The 15,656-nt window shown below is 31.2% G+C and carries 13 protein-coding genes; 5 read left to right on the forward strand and 8 right to left on the reverse strand.

What is annotated here, in order from left to right:
* Positions 1 to 5 precede the first annotated feature (5 nt).
* On the reverse strand, positions 6 to 2,201 hold the full coding sequence (gene rnr, locus Q4487_RS09965; protein ID WP_303542308.1) for a ribonuclease R: 2,196 nt from the start codon (positions 2,199 to 2,201) through the stop codon (positions 6 to 8).
* Positions 2,202 to 2,820: 619 nt separating this feature from the next.
* On the opposite strand from rnr, the gene rpiB reads away from it, so the two are divergent.
* Positions 2,821 to 3,252 (forward strand): ribose 5-phosphate isomerase B, encoded by a 432-nt coding sequence (gene rpiB / locus Q4487_RS09970; RefSeq protein WP_303542306.1) that lies wholly within the window; start codon positions 2,821 to 2,823, stop codon positions 3,250 to 3,252.
* Positions 3,253 to 3,260: 8 nt separating this feature from the next.
* The gene (locus Q4487_RS09975; RefSeq protein WP_303542304.1) at positions 3,261 to 3,701 is read left to right on the forward strand and encodes a GNAT family N-acetyltransferase; all 441 of its coding nucleotides are present in this window, start codon (positions 3,261 to 3,263) and stop codon (positions 3,699 to 3,701) included.
* On the opposite strand, the gene Q4487_RS09980 is transcribed toward Q4487_RS09975, so the two are convergent.
* Positions 3,698 to 4,072, reverse strand: coding sequence for a hypothetical protein (locus tag Q4487_RS09980; RefSeq protein WP_303542302.1), 375 nt, complete (start codon positions 4,070 to 4,072; stop codon positions 3,698 to 3,700). The two genes, Q4487_RS09975 and Q4487_RS09980, sit on opposite strands and share 4 nt — an antisense overlap.
* Before the next feature lie 150 nt (positions 4,073 to 4,222).
* On the opposite strand from Q4487_RS09980, the gene Q4487_RS09985 reads away from it, so the two are divergent.
* Positions 4,223 to 5,419: an SH3 domain-containing C40 family peptidase gene (locus Q4487_RS09985; protein ID WP_303542300.1), complete on the forward strand. Its 1,197-nt coding sequence runs from the start codon at positions 4,223 to 4,225 to the stop codon at positions 5,417 to 5,419.
* 77 nt (positions 5,420 to 5,496) lie between these two features.
* Here the strand turns inward: Q4487_RS09985 and Q4487_RS09990 are convergent, their stop codons facing one another.
* The 6 genes from Q4487_RS09990 to Q4487_RS10015 all read right to left on the reverse strand — a co-directional run bounded on the left by Q4487_RS09990 (position 5,497) and on the right by Q4487_RS10015 (position 12,726).
* Positions 5,497 to 6,030, reverse strand: a complete 534-nt coding sequence (locus Q4487_RS09990) for a DUF4442 domain-containing protein (protein ID WP_303542298.1) — start codon at positions 6,028 to 6,030, stop codon at positions 5,497 to 5,499.
* Between the two features lie 16 nt (positions 6,031 to 6,046).
* Entirely contained in the window at positions 6,047 to 7,675 is a 1,629-nt protein-coding gene (locus Q4487_RS09995) for a S41 family peptidase (RefSeq protein WP_303542296.1), read from the reverse strand.
* Positions 7,659 to 8,069 carry a ribonuclease P protein component gene (rnpA, locus tag Q4487_RS10000; RefSeq protein ID WP_100894412.1) on the reverse strand — a complete coding sequence of 137 codons (411 nt, stop codon included), beginning with the start codon at positions 8,067 to 8,069 and terminating at the stop codon, positions 7,659 to 7,661. The genes Q4487_RS09995 and rnpA overlap by 17 nt, the downstream gene beginning before the upstream one ends.
* Before the next feature lie 203 nt (positions 8,070 to 8,272).
* The gene (locus tag Q4487_RS10005) at positions 8,273 to 10,132 is read right to left on the reverse strand and encodes a M1 family metallopeptidase (protein WP_303542293.1); all 1,860 of its coding nucleotides are present in this window, start codon (positions 10,130 to 10,132) and stop codon (positions 8,273 to 8,275) included.
* 2 nt (positions 10,133 to 10,134) lie between these two features.
* Positions 10,135 to 11,775 carry a S8 family peptidase gene (locus Q4487_RS10010; protein WP_100894414.1) on the reverse strand — a complete coding sequence of 547 codons (1,641 nt, stop codon included), beginning with the start codon at positions 11,773 to 11,775 and terminating at the stop codon, positions 10,135 to 10,137.
* A gap of 90 nt (positions 11,776 to 11,865) precedes the next feature.
* The gene (locus Q4487_RS10015) at positions 11,866 to 12,726 is read right to left on the reverse strand and encodes an MBL fold metallo-hydrolase (RefSeq protein ID WP_303542291.1); all 861 of its coding nucleotides are present in this window, start codon (positions 12,724 to 12,726) and stop codon (positions 11,866 to 11,868) included.
* A gap of 126 nt (positions 12,727 to 12,852) precedes the next feature.
* On the opposite strand from Q4487_RS10015, the gene Q4487_RS10020 reads away from it, so the two are divergent.
* Positions 12,853 to 13,227, forward strand: coding sequence for a hypothetical protein (locus Q4487_RS10020; protein ID WP_100894416.1), 375 nt, complete (start codon positions 12,853 to 12,855; stop codon positions 13,225 to 13,227).
* An 80-nt stretch (positions 13,228 to 13,307) separates the two neighbouring features.
* Positions 13,308 to 15,650 (forward strand): TonB-dependent receptor, encoded by a 2,343-nt coding sequence (locus Q4487_RS10025; RefSeq protein WP_303542288.1) that lies wholly within the window; start codon positions 13,308 to 13,310, stop codon positions 15,648 to 15,650.
* Positions 15,651 to 15,656 lie beyond the last annotated feature (6 nt).

The raw sequence follows: 15,656 nt of genomic DNA on the forward strand, positions 1-15,656 counted from the left end.
ATACTTTATTCTGCCTTTCTAAGTAACGAAAAATCTAAATGTCTTTTTACTAAATCTGTACTTTTAACCATAACTACAACTTGCTCTCCTAATTGGTAGCTGTTGTTTGTACGTTGTCCTATGATAGAATAGCTTTTTTCATCAAAAGTGTAGTAATCGTCCTTAATATCTCTTATACGTACCATACCCTCGCACTTATTATCTATAATTTCTACATAAATACCCCATTCTGTTACTCCAGATATTACTCCTACAAATTCAGAATCTTTATGGTCATCCATAAATTTAATTTGCATGTATTTTATAGAATCTCTTTCTGCACTAGATGCAAGACCTTCCATATCTGATGAATGTTTACATTTTTCTTCATAAACATCTTGTTTAGCACTTGCACCACCATCTAAATAATGTTGTAGTAAACGGTGTACCATTACATCTGGATATCTACGAATAGGTGATGTAAAATGCGAGTAATAATCAAAAGCTAAACCGTAATGGCCAATATTATCTGTAGTATAAATTGCTTTACTCATACTACGTATAGCAAGCGTATCTACTAAATTTTGTTCTTTTTTTCCTTTTACGTCTTCTAGTAATTGGTTTAAAGATTCACTTATAGATTTTTTACTTTTAAAATCTAACTTATGACCAAATCTAGAAATTATGCCATTTAAATTAGCTAGTTTTTCTTCGTTTGGCTCATCATGAACTCTATAAATAAATGTTTTTTCTGGTTTTTGTTTACCAATAAATTCAGCTACTTTTCTGTTAGCCAGTAACATAAATTCTTCAATAAGTTTGTTGGCATCTTTAGACTCTTTAAAGTAAACGCCAGTAGGGTTAGCATCATTATCTAGACTAAACCTAACTTCTACTTTATCAAAAGATATGGCTCCGGCTTTCATACGTTTACCACGCATAATTTTTGCTAATTTATCTAATGTAAGCGTAGCTTCAACAATATCATTACCAACACTATAAGCGCCATTTTCTCTAATAGAAATAGCTTCAGGAATTGTATTTTCTCCCGTTTCAATTATATGTTGTGCTTCTTCATACGCAAAACGTTCGTTAGAATTTGTTACTGTTCTACCAAACCATTGGTTAATAAGTGTTGCTTTTTCATCGATCTCAAAAACAGCAGAAAACGTATATTTTTCCTCATTTGGTCTTAAAGAACAAGCATTATTAGATAAAACTTCTGGTAACATTGGTACCACACGGTCTACTAAATATACAGATGTTGCCCTGTCATAAGCCTCATCGTCTAAAATAGTATCTGGTTGTAGGTAATGAGATACATCTGCAATATGAATTCCTATTTCATAATTGCCATTTTCTAATTTTACAAAAGATAATGCATCATCAAAATCCTTTGCATCTTTAGGATCTATAGTAAAGGTAAGCGTATCTCGCATATCTCTACGTTTTGCAATTTCTTCTGGTTTAATAGATGTATCTATTTTATTAGCATAATTTTCTACTTCTAAAGGAAACTGATATGGCAAGCCATATTCTGCTAAAATAGAATGTATTTCTGTGTTATGCTCTCCTGGTTTACCAAGAACTTCGGTAATTTCTCCGTAGGGTGAGTCGGCATCATCTGGCCAATCGCTCATTTTTACAATAACCTTATCACCATCTTGTGCATTATTTATTTTATCCTTTGGAATAAAAAAATCTGTATACATCCTAAAATCTGTAGATGTTACAAAAGCGTAATTCTTTTGTAATTGTACAATACCAACAAAGCTAGTTTTGTTTCTTTCTACAATTTTAGTGATTTCGCCTTCTAATTTGCGACCTTTTCTTCTAGGAAATATGTAAACTTCTACAATATCTCTATGAAAAGCTTTTTTTAATTTATTGCTAGATATAAAAACATCATCATCTAGACCTTCTATTACTATATAAGCATTTCCTTTACTAGTAATATCTACTTTACCTGTATGGTAAGTTTTAGTATCTCTAGCTACGGCTTTATACTTGCCTCTACTTTCTTCTATAATTCTTTTCTTTTCTTTTAACTGTACTAATCTTTTAACTAGTATGTTTCTCTTATTTGCATCTGTTATACCTAATTTAGCAGCTATTTGCTTGTAGTTATAACTAGCAGTAGGATCTTTTTCTAATACCGTAAATATACCTTTAGTGATAAAATTACGATCTTGGTTTTTAGGTCCTTTTTTATTCTTTGTCATTCATTTTATTTATTTCTGGTAAATTACAAATTATAATCTACTCTAATCTTAATTAAACAATTTCTTAATTTTATAGTAAAGAAAACGTTGTTATAAACATATATATAATATACTATTTTTCTTTTATTAAATTTTTAAAAAAAGAGGTGATTATAATAGTGTGTTAATATCTACAATAAAATTATGTACTATTTCTTGTATTGAACAGTAATGTAAATTTATTGTAAAGTTATTAAGTCTTTATATTTAACTTTTTATTTAGAAATCAATCTATTACCATAATTATTAACGGTTATTAACAACTTCTATTAACAACGAATTTTTAATAATTAAGAGCTAAAAAATTGTTTACATTATTAACAATGGTCTTAATATCTTTTATCTAAAAAGTAAAAAATAGATTTGGTTGAAGAAATTCTATGCTATAATGCAACAATTTTTACGAAAAACAAAATTTATGTTTTGTATACTTATTAAAGTGTTGTGAACAACTTGTTAGTTGTATGTGATACATGCAAAAATGTATGTAAAAATAGGGGTTTGTATTTATTAACAATTTTAGAACTGTATATAAAAGGTATTTGTACTTTTGTAATGTAAAACAACAAAAAACAATACAATGCATATAGCTATAGGTAATGACCACGCTGGTACAGATTATAAATTTGCGGTAATAGAGCTTTTAAAGTCTAAAGGTATAGAAGTTACTAATTACGGTACAGATAGTAATGATAGTGTAGATTATCCAGATTTTGTACATCCGGTTGCTGCAGATGTAGATGCTAAAAAAGTAGATTTTGGTATTCTTATATGTGGTAGTGGTAATGGTGTGTCTATGACAGCCAATAAATACCAAAATGTTAGGGCTGGTTTATGTTGGACTAAAGAAATTGTTTCTTTAACACGTGAGCATAACAATGCTAACATATTAAGTATACCTGCACGTTTTGTTTCTTTACCACAAGCATTAGAAATGGTGAATACATTTTTAGAAACTGAGTTTGCTGGCGGAAGACACCAAAATAGAGTAGAAAAAATAGCTTGCAAATAATACTATAAATGGTTGTAAGTGTTAAAAGCTTTAATGAGCTAACTACAAAAGATTTATACGCAGTTCTACAACTTAGATCAGAGATTTTTGTTGTAGAACAAAATTGCGTTTACCAAGATATAGATGGTAAAGATTTTGATGCCTTACACGTTTTGGGTTTTAAAAACGATGAGTTAGTGGCGTACACACGTATTTTTAAACCTGGAGATTATTTTGATAATGCTAGTATTGGTAGAGTAGTTGTTAAAAAGTCTGAAAGACAACACAAGTACGGCTATAACATTATGGAAGCATCTATTACAGCCGTTAAAGAACAATTACAACAGACTACCATAAAAATCTCTGCTCAAAAATACCTTTTAAAATTTTATAATAATTTGGGTTTTAAAGAAGAAGGAGAAGAATATTTAGAAGATGGTATACCACATATGGTAATGTATAAACACTAAATTTTAATTGGTGTTTTGTTGGTTAAATTTATATCCTCTAACATTGTATCTGTAAATTTAAAATGACCTTTTGTGGTAATAATTCTAAATCTATTAGAATTCATTCTACTTAAAGTATCTAAAAACAGCCACTTAGATTTTAAAAGTTTAGGTTTATCAGATTTTAAACTTATTTCAAAAAAGTATTTTCTACCATTTTTCATAGCAACAATATCTGGAGTTATTTTATCGCCAGTATTTTTTCTAATATAAGATTTTGGTATTTCGCAATCAGTTACATCAGCCTTAATATTTGTAAATCCTCTAGATTCTAAATAACCAATAGATTTTCTTATAAACTCAGTATTTTCAATTTTATCTGTCTCTATCATAGTTATTAACATAACAAAATAAACTTTAAATTCCTAATTTATATACTGATTAACAGTACTTTAACGTAGTTATTAACATTACAATGTTCATTTTGTCTACATTAAAATAAAATTTTCATATTTTCACTCATCCAATTAAATACGTATAAAATGATGAAGAATATCAATTCTAAAATTCCATTTATAGCACTTGCAACAATAATGGTTTTGGGTAGTTGTAAAAATGATGTAGTAAAGAAGGAAAATCCTATTTTAGAATATATAGATGATGTAAAAACAATACATGCACCAGACAAGCGTGTTGCCCTTTTTAATATTGATTCTAAAGCTGTTAATAATAGTTTTGTTTTAAAAGGAGAATCTAACCTACCAGAAGCCGTTAATGAGCTTAAAACTAAGCTAAATGAGGCTAAAATTGAATATATAGACAGTATACAATTACTACCAACAGCAGAATTTAAAAATAGCAATTGGGCCATTGTAAAAATATCTGTTGCCAATTTAAGAAGTAAAGCAGGACACTCACAAGAACTAGCAACACAAGCAACTTTAGGTACACCAGTAAAAGTATATAAAAATGATGGCGATTGGTACCTTATACAAACACCAGATAATTACTTGGCTTGGGTAGATAAAGGAGGTATAGAAATTCTAAACAATAATGACTTTAAAAACTGGAAAAAGGCAAATAAAATTATATATACTAGTATTACAGGTTTTTCTTACACGTCAACAACAGGTCATGAAATTGTCTCAGATTTAGTAGCTGGTAGTATTTTAGAATTAGTAGCTGAAGAAGGCTTATTTTACCAAGTAAAATATCCAGATGGTAGACTTGCATTCGTTAAAAAAGACGAAGCACAAACGTATAATAATTGGTTAAAAGCATTAAACCCATCGCAAGAATCTTTAGTAGCAACATCTAAACAATTAATGGGTTTACCGTATTTATGGGGAGGCACATCTAGTAAAGGAGTAGATTGTAGCGGTTTTACTAAAACTATATACTTTTTAAATGGTATGGTTTTACCAAGAGATGCGTCACAACAAGTAAATGCAGGTACAATAGTAGATAAAGATTTTAGTAAGCTAGCTGTTGGCGATTTATTGTTTTTTGGCAGGCCAGCAACAGATTCTACCAAACAAAGAGTTGTACACGTTGGTATGTGGATTGGCGATAATCAATTTATACATTCCTCTGGCCGTGTACATATTAGTAGTATAGATAAAGATGCTACTAATTTTGATGAATTTAACTTAAACAGGTATTTACAAAGTAACCGCATGTTACACCAAAATACAGAAGCTATTTTAGAACTTAAAAATGCAGCTCTTTTTATAGAGTAAAGTGTTTAGAATACACAAAAAAAATAGACCTAAAATAACAATATTTTAGGTCTATTTTTTATTTACATAAGCTAATATTACGCCTTTTGTTTCCTTCTATTTTTCATTTTTTGCTTATAAAACTCTTTGTTGGCTACATAAATGGTTTTATGTACCACGCAAAAGGTAGTAGTGCCATCTTCACTTTTTATTTCTGTAGTTTTTTTAACCTCAATTTCGTTTTCTGTAGCAATGCGTTTTTTAATATCCTGTAGTTCCTCTTCAGTATAGGTAAAATCTGCAAAAACATTTTGTTTAGCAGGCTTTTTAAAACGTATATCTGCAGCTTTATCCCAAACCACATAATCATCACCAATTAAATACAACAATTGTATCATTGGTATAGGGTCTACAGCAGAAAATAAACTACCACCAAAAATAGAATTTACATAATTTTTGTTTTTCCAACTAATAGGAATCTTTACCTTTATGTGCAGTAAATCTTTAGTAATTTCAATTATTTTACCTGTACTTCTCCTGTACATAGGCGAATAATTAAATCCGTATTTAAAAAGTATATGTTTAGAAAATAATTTTTGACCAATACTGGCCATTTTTTGGTAAACAGACATAGTATTTTTGCGTATTCTACTTTAAATAATCATTGTATTTACTTGGGTTGTTAAGCAATTCTGTAGCTGTTAAAATAGCATCGTCATGTGATAAGTAATACTCATACAAGCCATCTCTGTAAAAATAACGTTTAATAATTTCGTCTTCAATATTTTTTACAATTGCAGCCTTGTACTTATCTAAAGCTTTAATTTTATTTTTATTGATATCTACCAAAAGACTTTTGTATTTATTCTCAATTTCTTCTCCAAAAATGGCACTATCACTACTATTTATTGCAGCAGTTAGTGCTTTTTCTGTTTCTGTTTCAAAAGAAAAATTAGAAGTATTTACGTGCTCTTTAAAAGCATTAAAATCTGCATCAGTAAAATTAAAATCTGCAATAGTGTTTACTTTGTTGTTGTAGTAATAGTTTGTAGCATAGTCAAAAATAACATTGTTAACAAGCAATGCTTTTGTTAGCGAGTTTGTTTTAGCAGCAGCAATTTGTATTTCTGGTAAAACACCACCACCATCTTGTACTTTACGTCCGTTTTTGGTTTTAAACTCGTTAAACTTAGTGTTTTTTACGGCTTTGCCATTTTTATCCCTATGCCAATAATCTAAAGACTGTATACATCTACCGCTAGGCGTGTAATACCTAGAAATAGTAACCTTTAATTGCGTACCATAGGTAAGTTTTAAAGGTCTTTGTACCAAACCTTTTCCAAAACTACGTGCACCAACAATTACAGCTCTGTCTAAATCTTGTAAGCTGCCCGAAACAATTTCACTGGCAGACGCACTAGAGCCATTTACAAGTACAACTAAAGGAATTTCTGTATCTACAGCAGCGTTTCTTGTAGTGTATGTTTTATTAAACTTTTTAACCTTAGATTTTGTAGTTACAATAAGCTCTCCTCTAGGAACAAACAAATTGGTAACGTTTATAGCTTCAGACAATAAACCACCTGGATTTCCTCTTAAATCAAGTATTATTTTTTCTGCACCTTCATTTTTAAGGTTAACCAAAGCTTCTTTTGTTTGAGAAGATGCTTTTTGGTTAAACTTGGTTAATACAATATAACCTGTTTTGGCATCTACCATTTTATAAAAAGGAACTGCATCTACATCTATATCTTCTCTGTTAATGGTAGTAGTTGCATTTTTACCTTGTCTTTTATAAACTACACTAACACTAGTGTTGCTAGCGCCTTTTAATAGCTCTGTAGCATCATCTTTAAAATCTGCAACGTCTGTATCACCAATCTTTATAATTTCATCGCCAGACTTTAAACCAGCTTTGTCTGCTGGTGATCCTTTATAGGCTTCAATAATTAACATTTTATCTTTGTAGCTACGTACAACAGCACCAATACCAGAATATTTACCAGCATTATTTATACGGTAAGCTTCTACATCTTGTTCATTTAAAAAACGAGTATAAGGGTCTAAACCATTTAGCATATTTTTAATGGCATTATCCATTAATTCTGCCGGATTGGTTTCATCCACATAATTCATATTTAACTCTTTAAAGAGCGTAGTAAAAATTTCTATTTGTTTTGCTATTTCAAAAAAATCGCCTTTAAAACTACTGGTTCCTATTAAAATACAAACCGCAAAAACAGGAATAATTACTTTTTTCTTAAATACGTTCTTCATTGTTTACTTTCTTATAAAATTTGGCAAGAACCTCTACCATAGATTTCTCTATTTCAGCGTAATCTGGCATCTTTTTACCAAGGTATAAAAATAGTAACGCAAATTCTTTATCTATGTTGTTAAAAATTACGTGTTTGTTAAGTCTGTAACCTTCTCGTAATAATCTTTTAATTTTATTACGGTCTACAGCACTTTTAAAATTACGTTTGGGCACTGTTACACCTACTTTTAAAGGGGTGTTTTCTAATGTGCAAGGCAAGTAAATTAGTTTAATAGGAAAGCTAGATACACTTTTACCATTTGTAAACAATTCTCCAATTAACTTTTTACTTTTCAGTTTTTCCTTAGTAGGAAAACAAAAATTTGAAGCATCTGTTTGTTCTTGGGTAGGCATTAAAAATGTATTAGTTAGTTTTTTATTGAAAAAGATATGTATTAAAATAAATCTATATCCTGTTCAAAAGCAAAGGTATTATAAAGTTACTATTTTTAGCTATCTATTAGTTCTTTATCTTTTTTTGATGCTATTTATACTGATAAAAAAATCCGTTTAAAGCAAAGCTCTAAACGGATTTAATATAGTAATAAGGCTATAAATTATTCTGCCTGAAAAACATTATTTTCTTTGTTAACATCTGCCATAAGGTTAGATGGGTCTATAACAATTGCTTTAATACTTGCTTTTGGCTTGTTAATAGTAAAGCTGTAGTTAGAGTTTGCCCAAGGCCAATCTGGTAACACTGTTCTTTTTAAGTTGGTATAAGGGTTTTCTTTTTCGCCACGCATCATACGTAACGGAGCATAAAACGTTTCTTGTGTACCATCTGTATAAACAACTAAAATATCTAAAGGCATTGGCATTAAACCTATTCTTTCTAAAGAAACTGTAGATGCATTGTTAGCTTCTGTAACATCTTTAATACCATAATCTATAGTATTTGTAGTTTGTGTCCAGTCTGTTAAATACCAGTCTAACTCCATACCAGAAACCTTTTCTGCGGTTCTTTTAATATCGTTAGGTATTGGGTGCTTAAATTTAAAATCCTCGTAGTATTTACGTACTGTTTTCATTAAGTTTTCTTGTCCAATAATATATCCTAATTGAGATAAAAATATAGAACCTTTACTGTAAGCAGCAATACTATACGGCGTATTTTCATGGTAACGATCTGCATGTGTAGTTTGCGGTTGTTCTTTACCAGAATTTACTAGGTAATAATAACCACGGTAAGATCCTTCAAAAGGATTGTCTTTTTTCTGATCCATTACCTCGTTCATACATAATGAAGAAATAAAAGTTGTAAAGCCTTCATCCATCCACTCGTGTTTAGCTTCGTTAGTTGCTAATACGTGCTGAAACCAAGAGTGTGCCATTTCATGAGCAGTTGTACCTGCAAGGCTACCAAACTTTTTACCACCAGCAATTAACGTACTCATAGCGTACTCCATACCACCATCTCCACCTTGTATAATAGAGTATTGTTTGTATGGGTATTTACCAACGTTTTTACTAAAAAACTGCATCATTTCTGCAGCTTTAGGCTGTACTTTTTCCCAGTTTGCTTTTATTTCAGCATCATCACCTTGGTATAAAAAGTGTAATAATGGTCCGTTTTCTACTTGTAGTGTGTCATGAATATAATCTGGATCTGCAGCCCACATAAAATCGTGTACCATTGGAGCTTTAAAGTGCCAAGTTAATTTTTTACCACGTTGCTTTTTTACTTTAGTTCCAGGAGTTTCATATCCGTGACCTATTTCATTAGCGTTTTGTAAATAACCAGAACCACCAACAACATAGTCTTTATCTATTGTAAGTTTTACATCAAAATCTCCCCAAACACCATGAAATTCTCTAGCAATGTAAGGGTCTGCGTGCCAACCTTCAAAATCATATTCTGCTAATTTTGGGTACCACTGTGTCATAGACAAAGAAACGCCGTCTTTGCTATTACGACCAGATCTACGTATTTGTACAGGAACCTGACCTTTAAAAACCATATCAAAAGTTGTTTTAGACCCAGCAGCAATTGGTTTAGCCAATTCTACTACTAAAACAGTACCTTCTACACTATACTTTACAGGAACACCATCTTGTTTTAAAGATGAAACCTTAATAAAACCAATTTCGTCTTCTTTTAAAGTCTCTATTCTACTGTTTTTGTCTTTATCTACCATTCTTCCGTCAGGATCTGCAATGCTGTGTAAGCGAGCATCCATTTCACTTCCTGGTTGAAAAGCATTAAAATATAAATGATAATATACACGTGTTAATTCTTCAGGAGAATTGTTGGTGTATACTAACTTCTGTGTACCATCATACTGGTAGTTTTCTACATTCATGTCTATCTCCATAGCATAGTCTACGTGTTGTTGCCAATACGAACCATTTTGTGCAGATAAAGGAGAAAGCAACGTAGTAAACGCTGCAACTCCTGCAATTAATAATTTTTTCATAATTATAATTTTATTTTTCCTTTAGAAACACTTTCAGCTAATAAAAGAGCGTTATATAAGTTTACCATTTTACCAGATGTAGATAAATTAGCTAATGTATTACTGTTAGCAGGGTCACCACCAACAACGACTTTAGTTTTAGTAGGAATACCAGACTGCATAATTATTTTTTTAACCTGTGCAGCAGTTAATTTAGGATACTGAGATCTAATTACTGCAGCAACACCAGCAACACCAGGCGAAGCCATAGAAGTACCGCCCATAAACTCATATTTACTACCTGGCACTGTAGAGTAAATTGCTGCACCTGGAGCAAAAACATCTACATTAATTTTACCGTAGTTAGAGAAATCTGCAAGCATTGTAGATCCGTACTTGTTAGCCAAAGCACCAACAGTAATTACGTTATCTGCAAATTCTGCACCATTTTTAATTTGGTCATTAGGGTAGTTAGGATTGTTTTCATAATCATCTAAATCTGCACCATCATTACCAGCAGCGTGTACAAAAAGAACATCTTTTTCTGCAGCATATTTTAAAGCTTCGTAAACCCATTCTGCTTTTGGAGAAAATGCTTTACCAAAACTAGCGTTAATTACTTTAGCTCCGTTATCTACAGCGTAACGTATACCTAAAGCAATATCTTTATCATACTCATCACCGTTAGGTACTGCTCTAACACTCATAAGCTCAACATTGTTAGCAACACCATTAGCGCCTTTACCATTGTTACGCTCTGCAGCAATAATACCAGCAACGTGCGTACCGTGACTTTCTGTATCTACAGAGTTCATAGGATTACCGTTACCATATTTTGTATCTGTAATATCGTAAGGGTTGTCACCAACAGGCTCTCTACCGTTAAAATCTTTGTTTAAGTTGTAATTTACCTGATCTGTAAAGTATGTAATACCACCAGTTATACTTTTAATAGCTTCTGGAATAGAAGCACTAAAAGAATACATTTGGTTTAAAACAGCAAGGTTACGTTGCATAGCCTCGTCTTTAGCAGTAATACCAGCTAGGTCTTCTTTAGTGTAACTATCTTTACCTAATTCTTTTTTAACAGCTTCATCTGCATTTTTTACAGCTTGTAAAATTTGCTCGTATCTTTGCTTACCTGCTAAAGCTTCAGCATAGTCTGCTTCTACTTGTGCCTTAGCTTTAGCTAAAGTTGCAGCATCGCCAAGGTTTAAACGTACCATTCTAGCACTTTCTAATTGTTCATTGTAAGAATCTCCTAAAAAGTTATAACCGTGTACATCATCAATAAAACCATTGTTATCATCATCTTTATTGTTTCCTGGAATTTCTTTAGAATTTGTCCATAAAACATTTTTAAGATCCTCGTGGTTTAAATCCATTCCAGAATCCATAACAGCTACAATTACTTTTGTACCTTTTTTATTGCCAATAAGCTCTTTGTAAGCTTTATCTACACTCATTCCTGGTATAGTGTCCGTAGCAAGATCTGCGTGACCCCAATTTTGTTTTTGTTGTTCTGTTAATTCTGATACTTTTAAAGGTAAAGCATCTATATTTTCTACAGGAGTAGAAACTAATGTAGGAGCAGAGCCACAGCTAGCCATAATTATGGCAACAGCTGATAAGCTTAAAACAGATTTTGTTATTCTGATATTCATATTATGTTAATTTAATTTGTGTATTTAATTTTTGATGAATTTAGTAATTTCTTTGTAAATGGTTGTTATACCAGTAATTGAAGCACTTTTTTAATTAAAAAGCTCATTAAACGTAAATGTTTCATTTAGTCTAACTCCTTTTTCTGTGTGCTTTACAGTACAGATTTCATTGTGTGCATCATGTTCTAATACCAAATAATAATTATTATCTGCTGCAGAGTTTAAAAACACTTCTTTTTCAGACAATGTTAATAAAGGTCTGGTATCAAAACCCATTACGTATGGTAATGGTAAATGGCCAACTGTTGGTAGTAAATCTGCCATAAAAACCAATGTTTTTCCTTTGTATTCTATATGCGGAATCATTTGTTTTTCTGTGTGTCCGTCTGCATAAAAAATACCAAAACCTAGTTCAGACTTGGCTTCAAACTGATTCTGATTTGGCTTTAAAAACTTTAATTGCCCGCTTTGCTGCATAGGCATTATGTTTTCTGTTAAAAACGATGCTTTTTCACGTGCATTAGGTTTTGTTGCCCAGTTCCAATGGTTTTCATTAGTCCAAAATGTTGCATTTTTAAAAGCTACTTCAAAACCTGTACGGTCTTTATTCCAAACGGCACAACCACCAGAATGGTCAAAATGTAAGTGTGTTAAAAAAACGTCTGTAATATCGTCCTTACTAAAACCTAATTTTTTTAATGAATTATCTAAGGTATGGTCTCCCCACATGTAGTAATACCCAAAAAACTTATCGGACTGTTTATTACCCATACCAGTGTCTATAAGTATAAGTCTGTTACCGTCTTCTATTAATAAGCAACGGCCAGCAATATCTATCATATTGTTAGCATCTGCCGGGTTAGTTCTTGTCCATATAGCTTTAGGAACAACGCCAAACATTGCACCGCCATCTAACTTAAAATTGCCTGTTTCTATTGGGTAAATCTTCATATAGAGTGCAAATTATGAAATTGCTTTAAATATGTTGCACTGCTTATGAATTAATTAAGAAAGTACAATCTATTTTTTTTTATCAAACTAAAACAATCTATTTTTGCTTTTCACAAACACTATAGAGTGAAAATCTATTTTTCCTTCATTTTATTTTTCGTATTTGCATTAAGGCCAGTATATAATATTGGTTGTTTTGCGTATTATGAATTAAATATAGATTACATAATAGAGAAATACTGTGTTAATAAAGAAAAACCACAGTTAGAGTGTAACGGAAAGTGTCATTTAACAAATCAATTAGCTCTTAATAATTCAGATTCAGAAGATTCTTCTCCATTATTTACCTTTTTTGATGCTTTTTATCCAGTGTATTTTCAAAAATATAATCCTAATTTTAACTTAAAATGCGATCGTTTTTTTGTTAAAAATAAATGGAATTATAACAACCAATTTTCTTCTGTATTTTATAAAGAAATAGACAAGCCACCACGGTATTAATTTATCGGTTTAAAAATAGGAGTGTTTAGTTATAAATTTAACTAGACCACACCTACTATTTAATGCATTAAATTTTACACATGAAAAAAATATTTATGCTTGCCATATTATTGGTGAGTTTAGGTGGCTATGCCCAAAAAAAATACAACGGAAAAGTTGTAGATACTTATAATAATCCGCTACAAAACGCAACAATACAGTTACAATCTAATTTAAAAAACACTGTTGTTACAGATAAAGACGGTAAATTTTCTATTACCACTTTACAAGATAAACCAATAGCAATAATACGTTACGTAGGCTACGTAACACGCACCCAAGAGCTATTTACCCAAGAAAATAATATTACTTTGACTTTAAATGAAGAGCGTTTAAAAGAAGTTGTAGTCTCTGGAAGTAGAGAAGTACAACAAAGAAGTGATGTGCCTGCTTCTATTTCTGTAATTACAGCTAAGCAAATAGAGGAAGCAAAAGCTATTGGTATAGACCAATTGGTAAATAATGTTCCTGGGGTTTTAATGTCTACATCTAGGGCAGCAAGTAACGAGCAACATTTTATGTCTGTACGTTCTCCTATATCTACAAAATCTTTGTTTTTATACTTAGAAGATGGTTTGCCTATTAGACCAACAGCAGTATTTAACCACAATACATTGTTAGAAATGAATGACATTTCTTATGATAGAATGGAGGTTATTAAAGGCCCTGCTTCTAGTATTTATGGTAGCGAGTCTATTGGCGGAAGTTTTAACTTTATAACAAAGCAACCAACAAGAGATTTATCTGGTGGTATAACTTACCAAGTAAACGATCTTGGTTTATCTAAATACAGTTTAGAGTTGTCACAGTACGCATCAGAAAAGGTTGGTTTTTACATAGGAGCACAATGTGTACAGCGTAAAGATGGACCTGTAGAGCATAGCAATTATGAAAAATTTGCACTTACGTTTAAAAACGTAAATCACTTATCACAAACATTAAACTGGACAAATGTTTTTGATATTATTGAATATAGGTCAGATATGTCTGGCTCTATAAGCGAAGAAGATTATTCTGCTGGTAATTATGAAAGTGACCAAACATTTACAGAAAGAGAAGCAGTGGCCTTTAGAGTTAGGAGTACTTTAGATAAACGTTGGAACAGCAATAACAAAACAACACTTAATCTTGTTTTTAGAAGAAACGGAATGGATCAAATTCCTTCTTACAGAGTAAGTCAGTTTAGAGAAAATGGTAGGTTAACAGGTGTAGCAAAAGGAGAAATAAATAGCAACTCATACAACAGTTATGTAAGTTTAATTCAGCATAAAATAAACTTTAATTTTGCTAGTTCATCTTTAATTATTGGTGCTTCTGTAGATTATTCTCCGCAGAGTTACAATGCAGAAAATATAAGTGTAATAGTAGATACAAATACAGGTAAAAACTTAAGCTATACTACCAATTCTGGAGATTATATTTTAAATTATAATGCAGATATTTTAAATTATGCCAATTACTTTCAGTTTGAAATAAATCCAACAGAAAATGTAAAGTTAACAGCTTCTGTACGTTATGATGGGTTTGACTATAATTACAATAATTTAATTGATGGTTTAGCAGGTCCAAAAGATTCTAAAAATAACTACAATAACATTTCTCCTAAATTAGGAATAAATTATAACCTAAATAATAATATAGGGTTATACTCTAATTATTCTAATGGGTTTACGCCACCACAAACATCTACTTTATACAGGAATAGTTTTGTAGGCGTTGGCGGCGATGTGTTTAATTTAAAACCAAGTAACTATGATAATTTTGAGCTAGGAACCTATTTTAAAATAGGAAATAAGTTACAGACAGATGCAGCTATTTACCTTTTAGACGGAAAAAACACATTGGTTACATTACGTGATAACGAGGATAACTTTTTTAACGCAAATGCAGGTAAAACAAGGTCCTATGGCGTTGAGTACGGTGTAACATATAATCCAACTAAAGAGATTACCATAACGCACAACGGTAGCTATGCAAAACATAGTTATGTAAACTTTTTTGATGGAGGAGTAGACTATTCAGACACAGACCGCGAAACAGCACCTAAACTTTTAGGAACATCTAAAATTGCTTATAAACCGTCACAAGTAAAAGGGTTAATGTTAAGCCTAACACATGAAATGGTAGGTAAATACAATACTAGTTTTGAAAATCAAGTTAAAAATAGTGACGATACTTTTGGTACAGCTACATATAAAGGTCACAACATATTTAATGCTTTGGTCTCATATAACATTAAAAACTATGAGATTTGGGTAAATGCACTTAATATTTTTGATGATTTATATGCTGCAAGAGCAAGTTATAATAAATATAGAGGGGCAAATAGCTACACAATTGGTAACCCAAGAGCTTTTCATTTAGGAATAAAATATAACTTTTAATTTTTT

This window comes from Cellulophaga sp. 3_MG-2023, from assembly GCF_030546975.1.
GTDB lineage: Bacteria > Bacteroidota > Bacteroidia > Flavobacteriales > Flavobacteriaceae > Cellulophaga.

Bases quoted from the DNA above. Each gene is read 5' to 3' on its own strand.
- rnr (WP_303542308.1), bottom strand. From the start codon at position 2,201: ATGACAAAGAATAAAAAAGGACCTAAAAACCAAGATCGTAATTTTATC.
- rpiB (WP_303542306.1), top strand. From the start codon at position 2,821: ATGCATATAGCTATAGGTAATGACCACGCTGGTACAGATTATAAATTT.
- Q4487_RS09975 (WP_303542304.1), top strand. From the start codon at position 3,261: ATGGTTGTAAGTGTTAAAAGCTTTAATGAGCTAACTACAAAAGATTTA.
- Q4487_RS09980 (WP_303542302.1), bottom strand. From the start codon at position 4,072: ATGATAGAGACAGATAAAATTGAAAATACTGAGTTTATAAGAAAATCT.
- Q4487_RS09985 (WP_303542300.1), top strand. From the start codon at position 4,223: ATGATGAAGAATATCAATTCTAAAATTCCATTTATAGCACTTGCAACA.
- Q4487_RS09990 (WP_303542298.1), bottom strand. From the start codon at position 6,030: ATGTCTGTTTACCAAAAAATGGCCAGTATTGGTCAAAAATTATTTTCT.
- Q4487_RS09995 (WP_303542296.1), bottom strand. From the start codon at position 7,675: ATGAAGAACGTATTTAAGAAAAAAGTAATTATTCCTGTTTTTGCGGTT.
- rnpA (WP_100894412.1), bottom strand. From the start codon at position 8,069: ATGCCTACCCAAGAACAAACAGATGCTTCAAATTTTTGTTTTCCTACT.
- Q4487_RS10005 (WP_303542293.1), bottom strand. From the start codon at position 10,132: ATGAAAAAATTATTAATTGCAGGAGTTGCAGCGTTTACTACGTTGCTT.
- Q4487_RS10010 (WP_100894414.1), bottom strand. From the start codon at position 11,775: ATGAATATCAGAATAACAAAATCTGTTTTAAGCTTATCAGCTGTTGCC.
- Q4487_RS10015 (WP_303542291.1), bottom strand. From the start codon at position 12,726: ATGAAGATTTACCCAATAGAAACAGGCAATTTTAAGTTAGATGGCGGT.
- Q4487_RS10025 (WP_303542288.1), top strand. From the start codon at position 13,308: ATGAAAAAAATATTTATGCTTGCCATATTATTGGTGAGTTTAGGTGGC.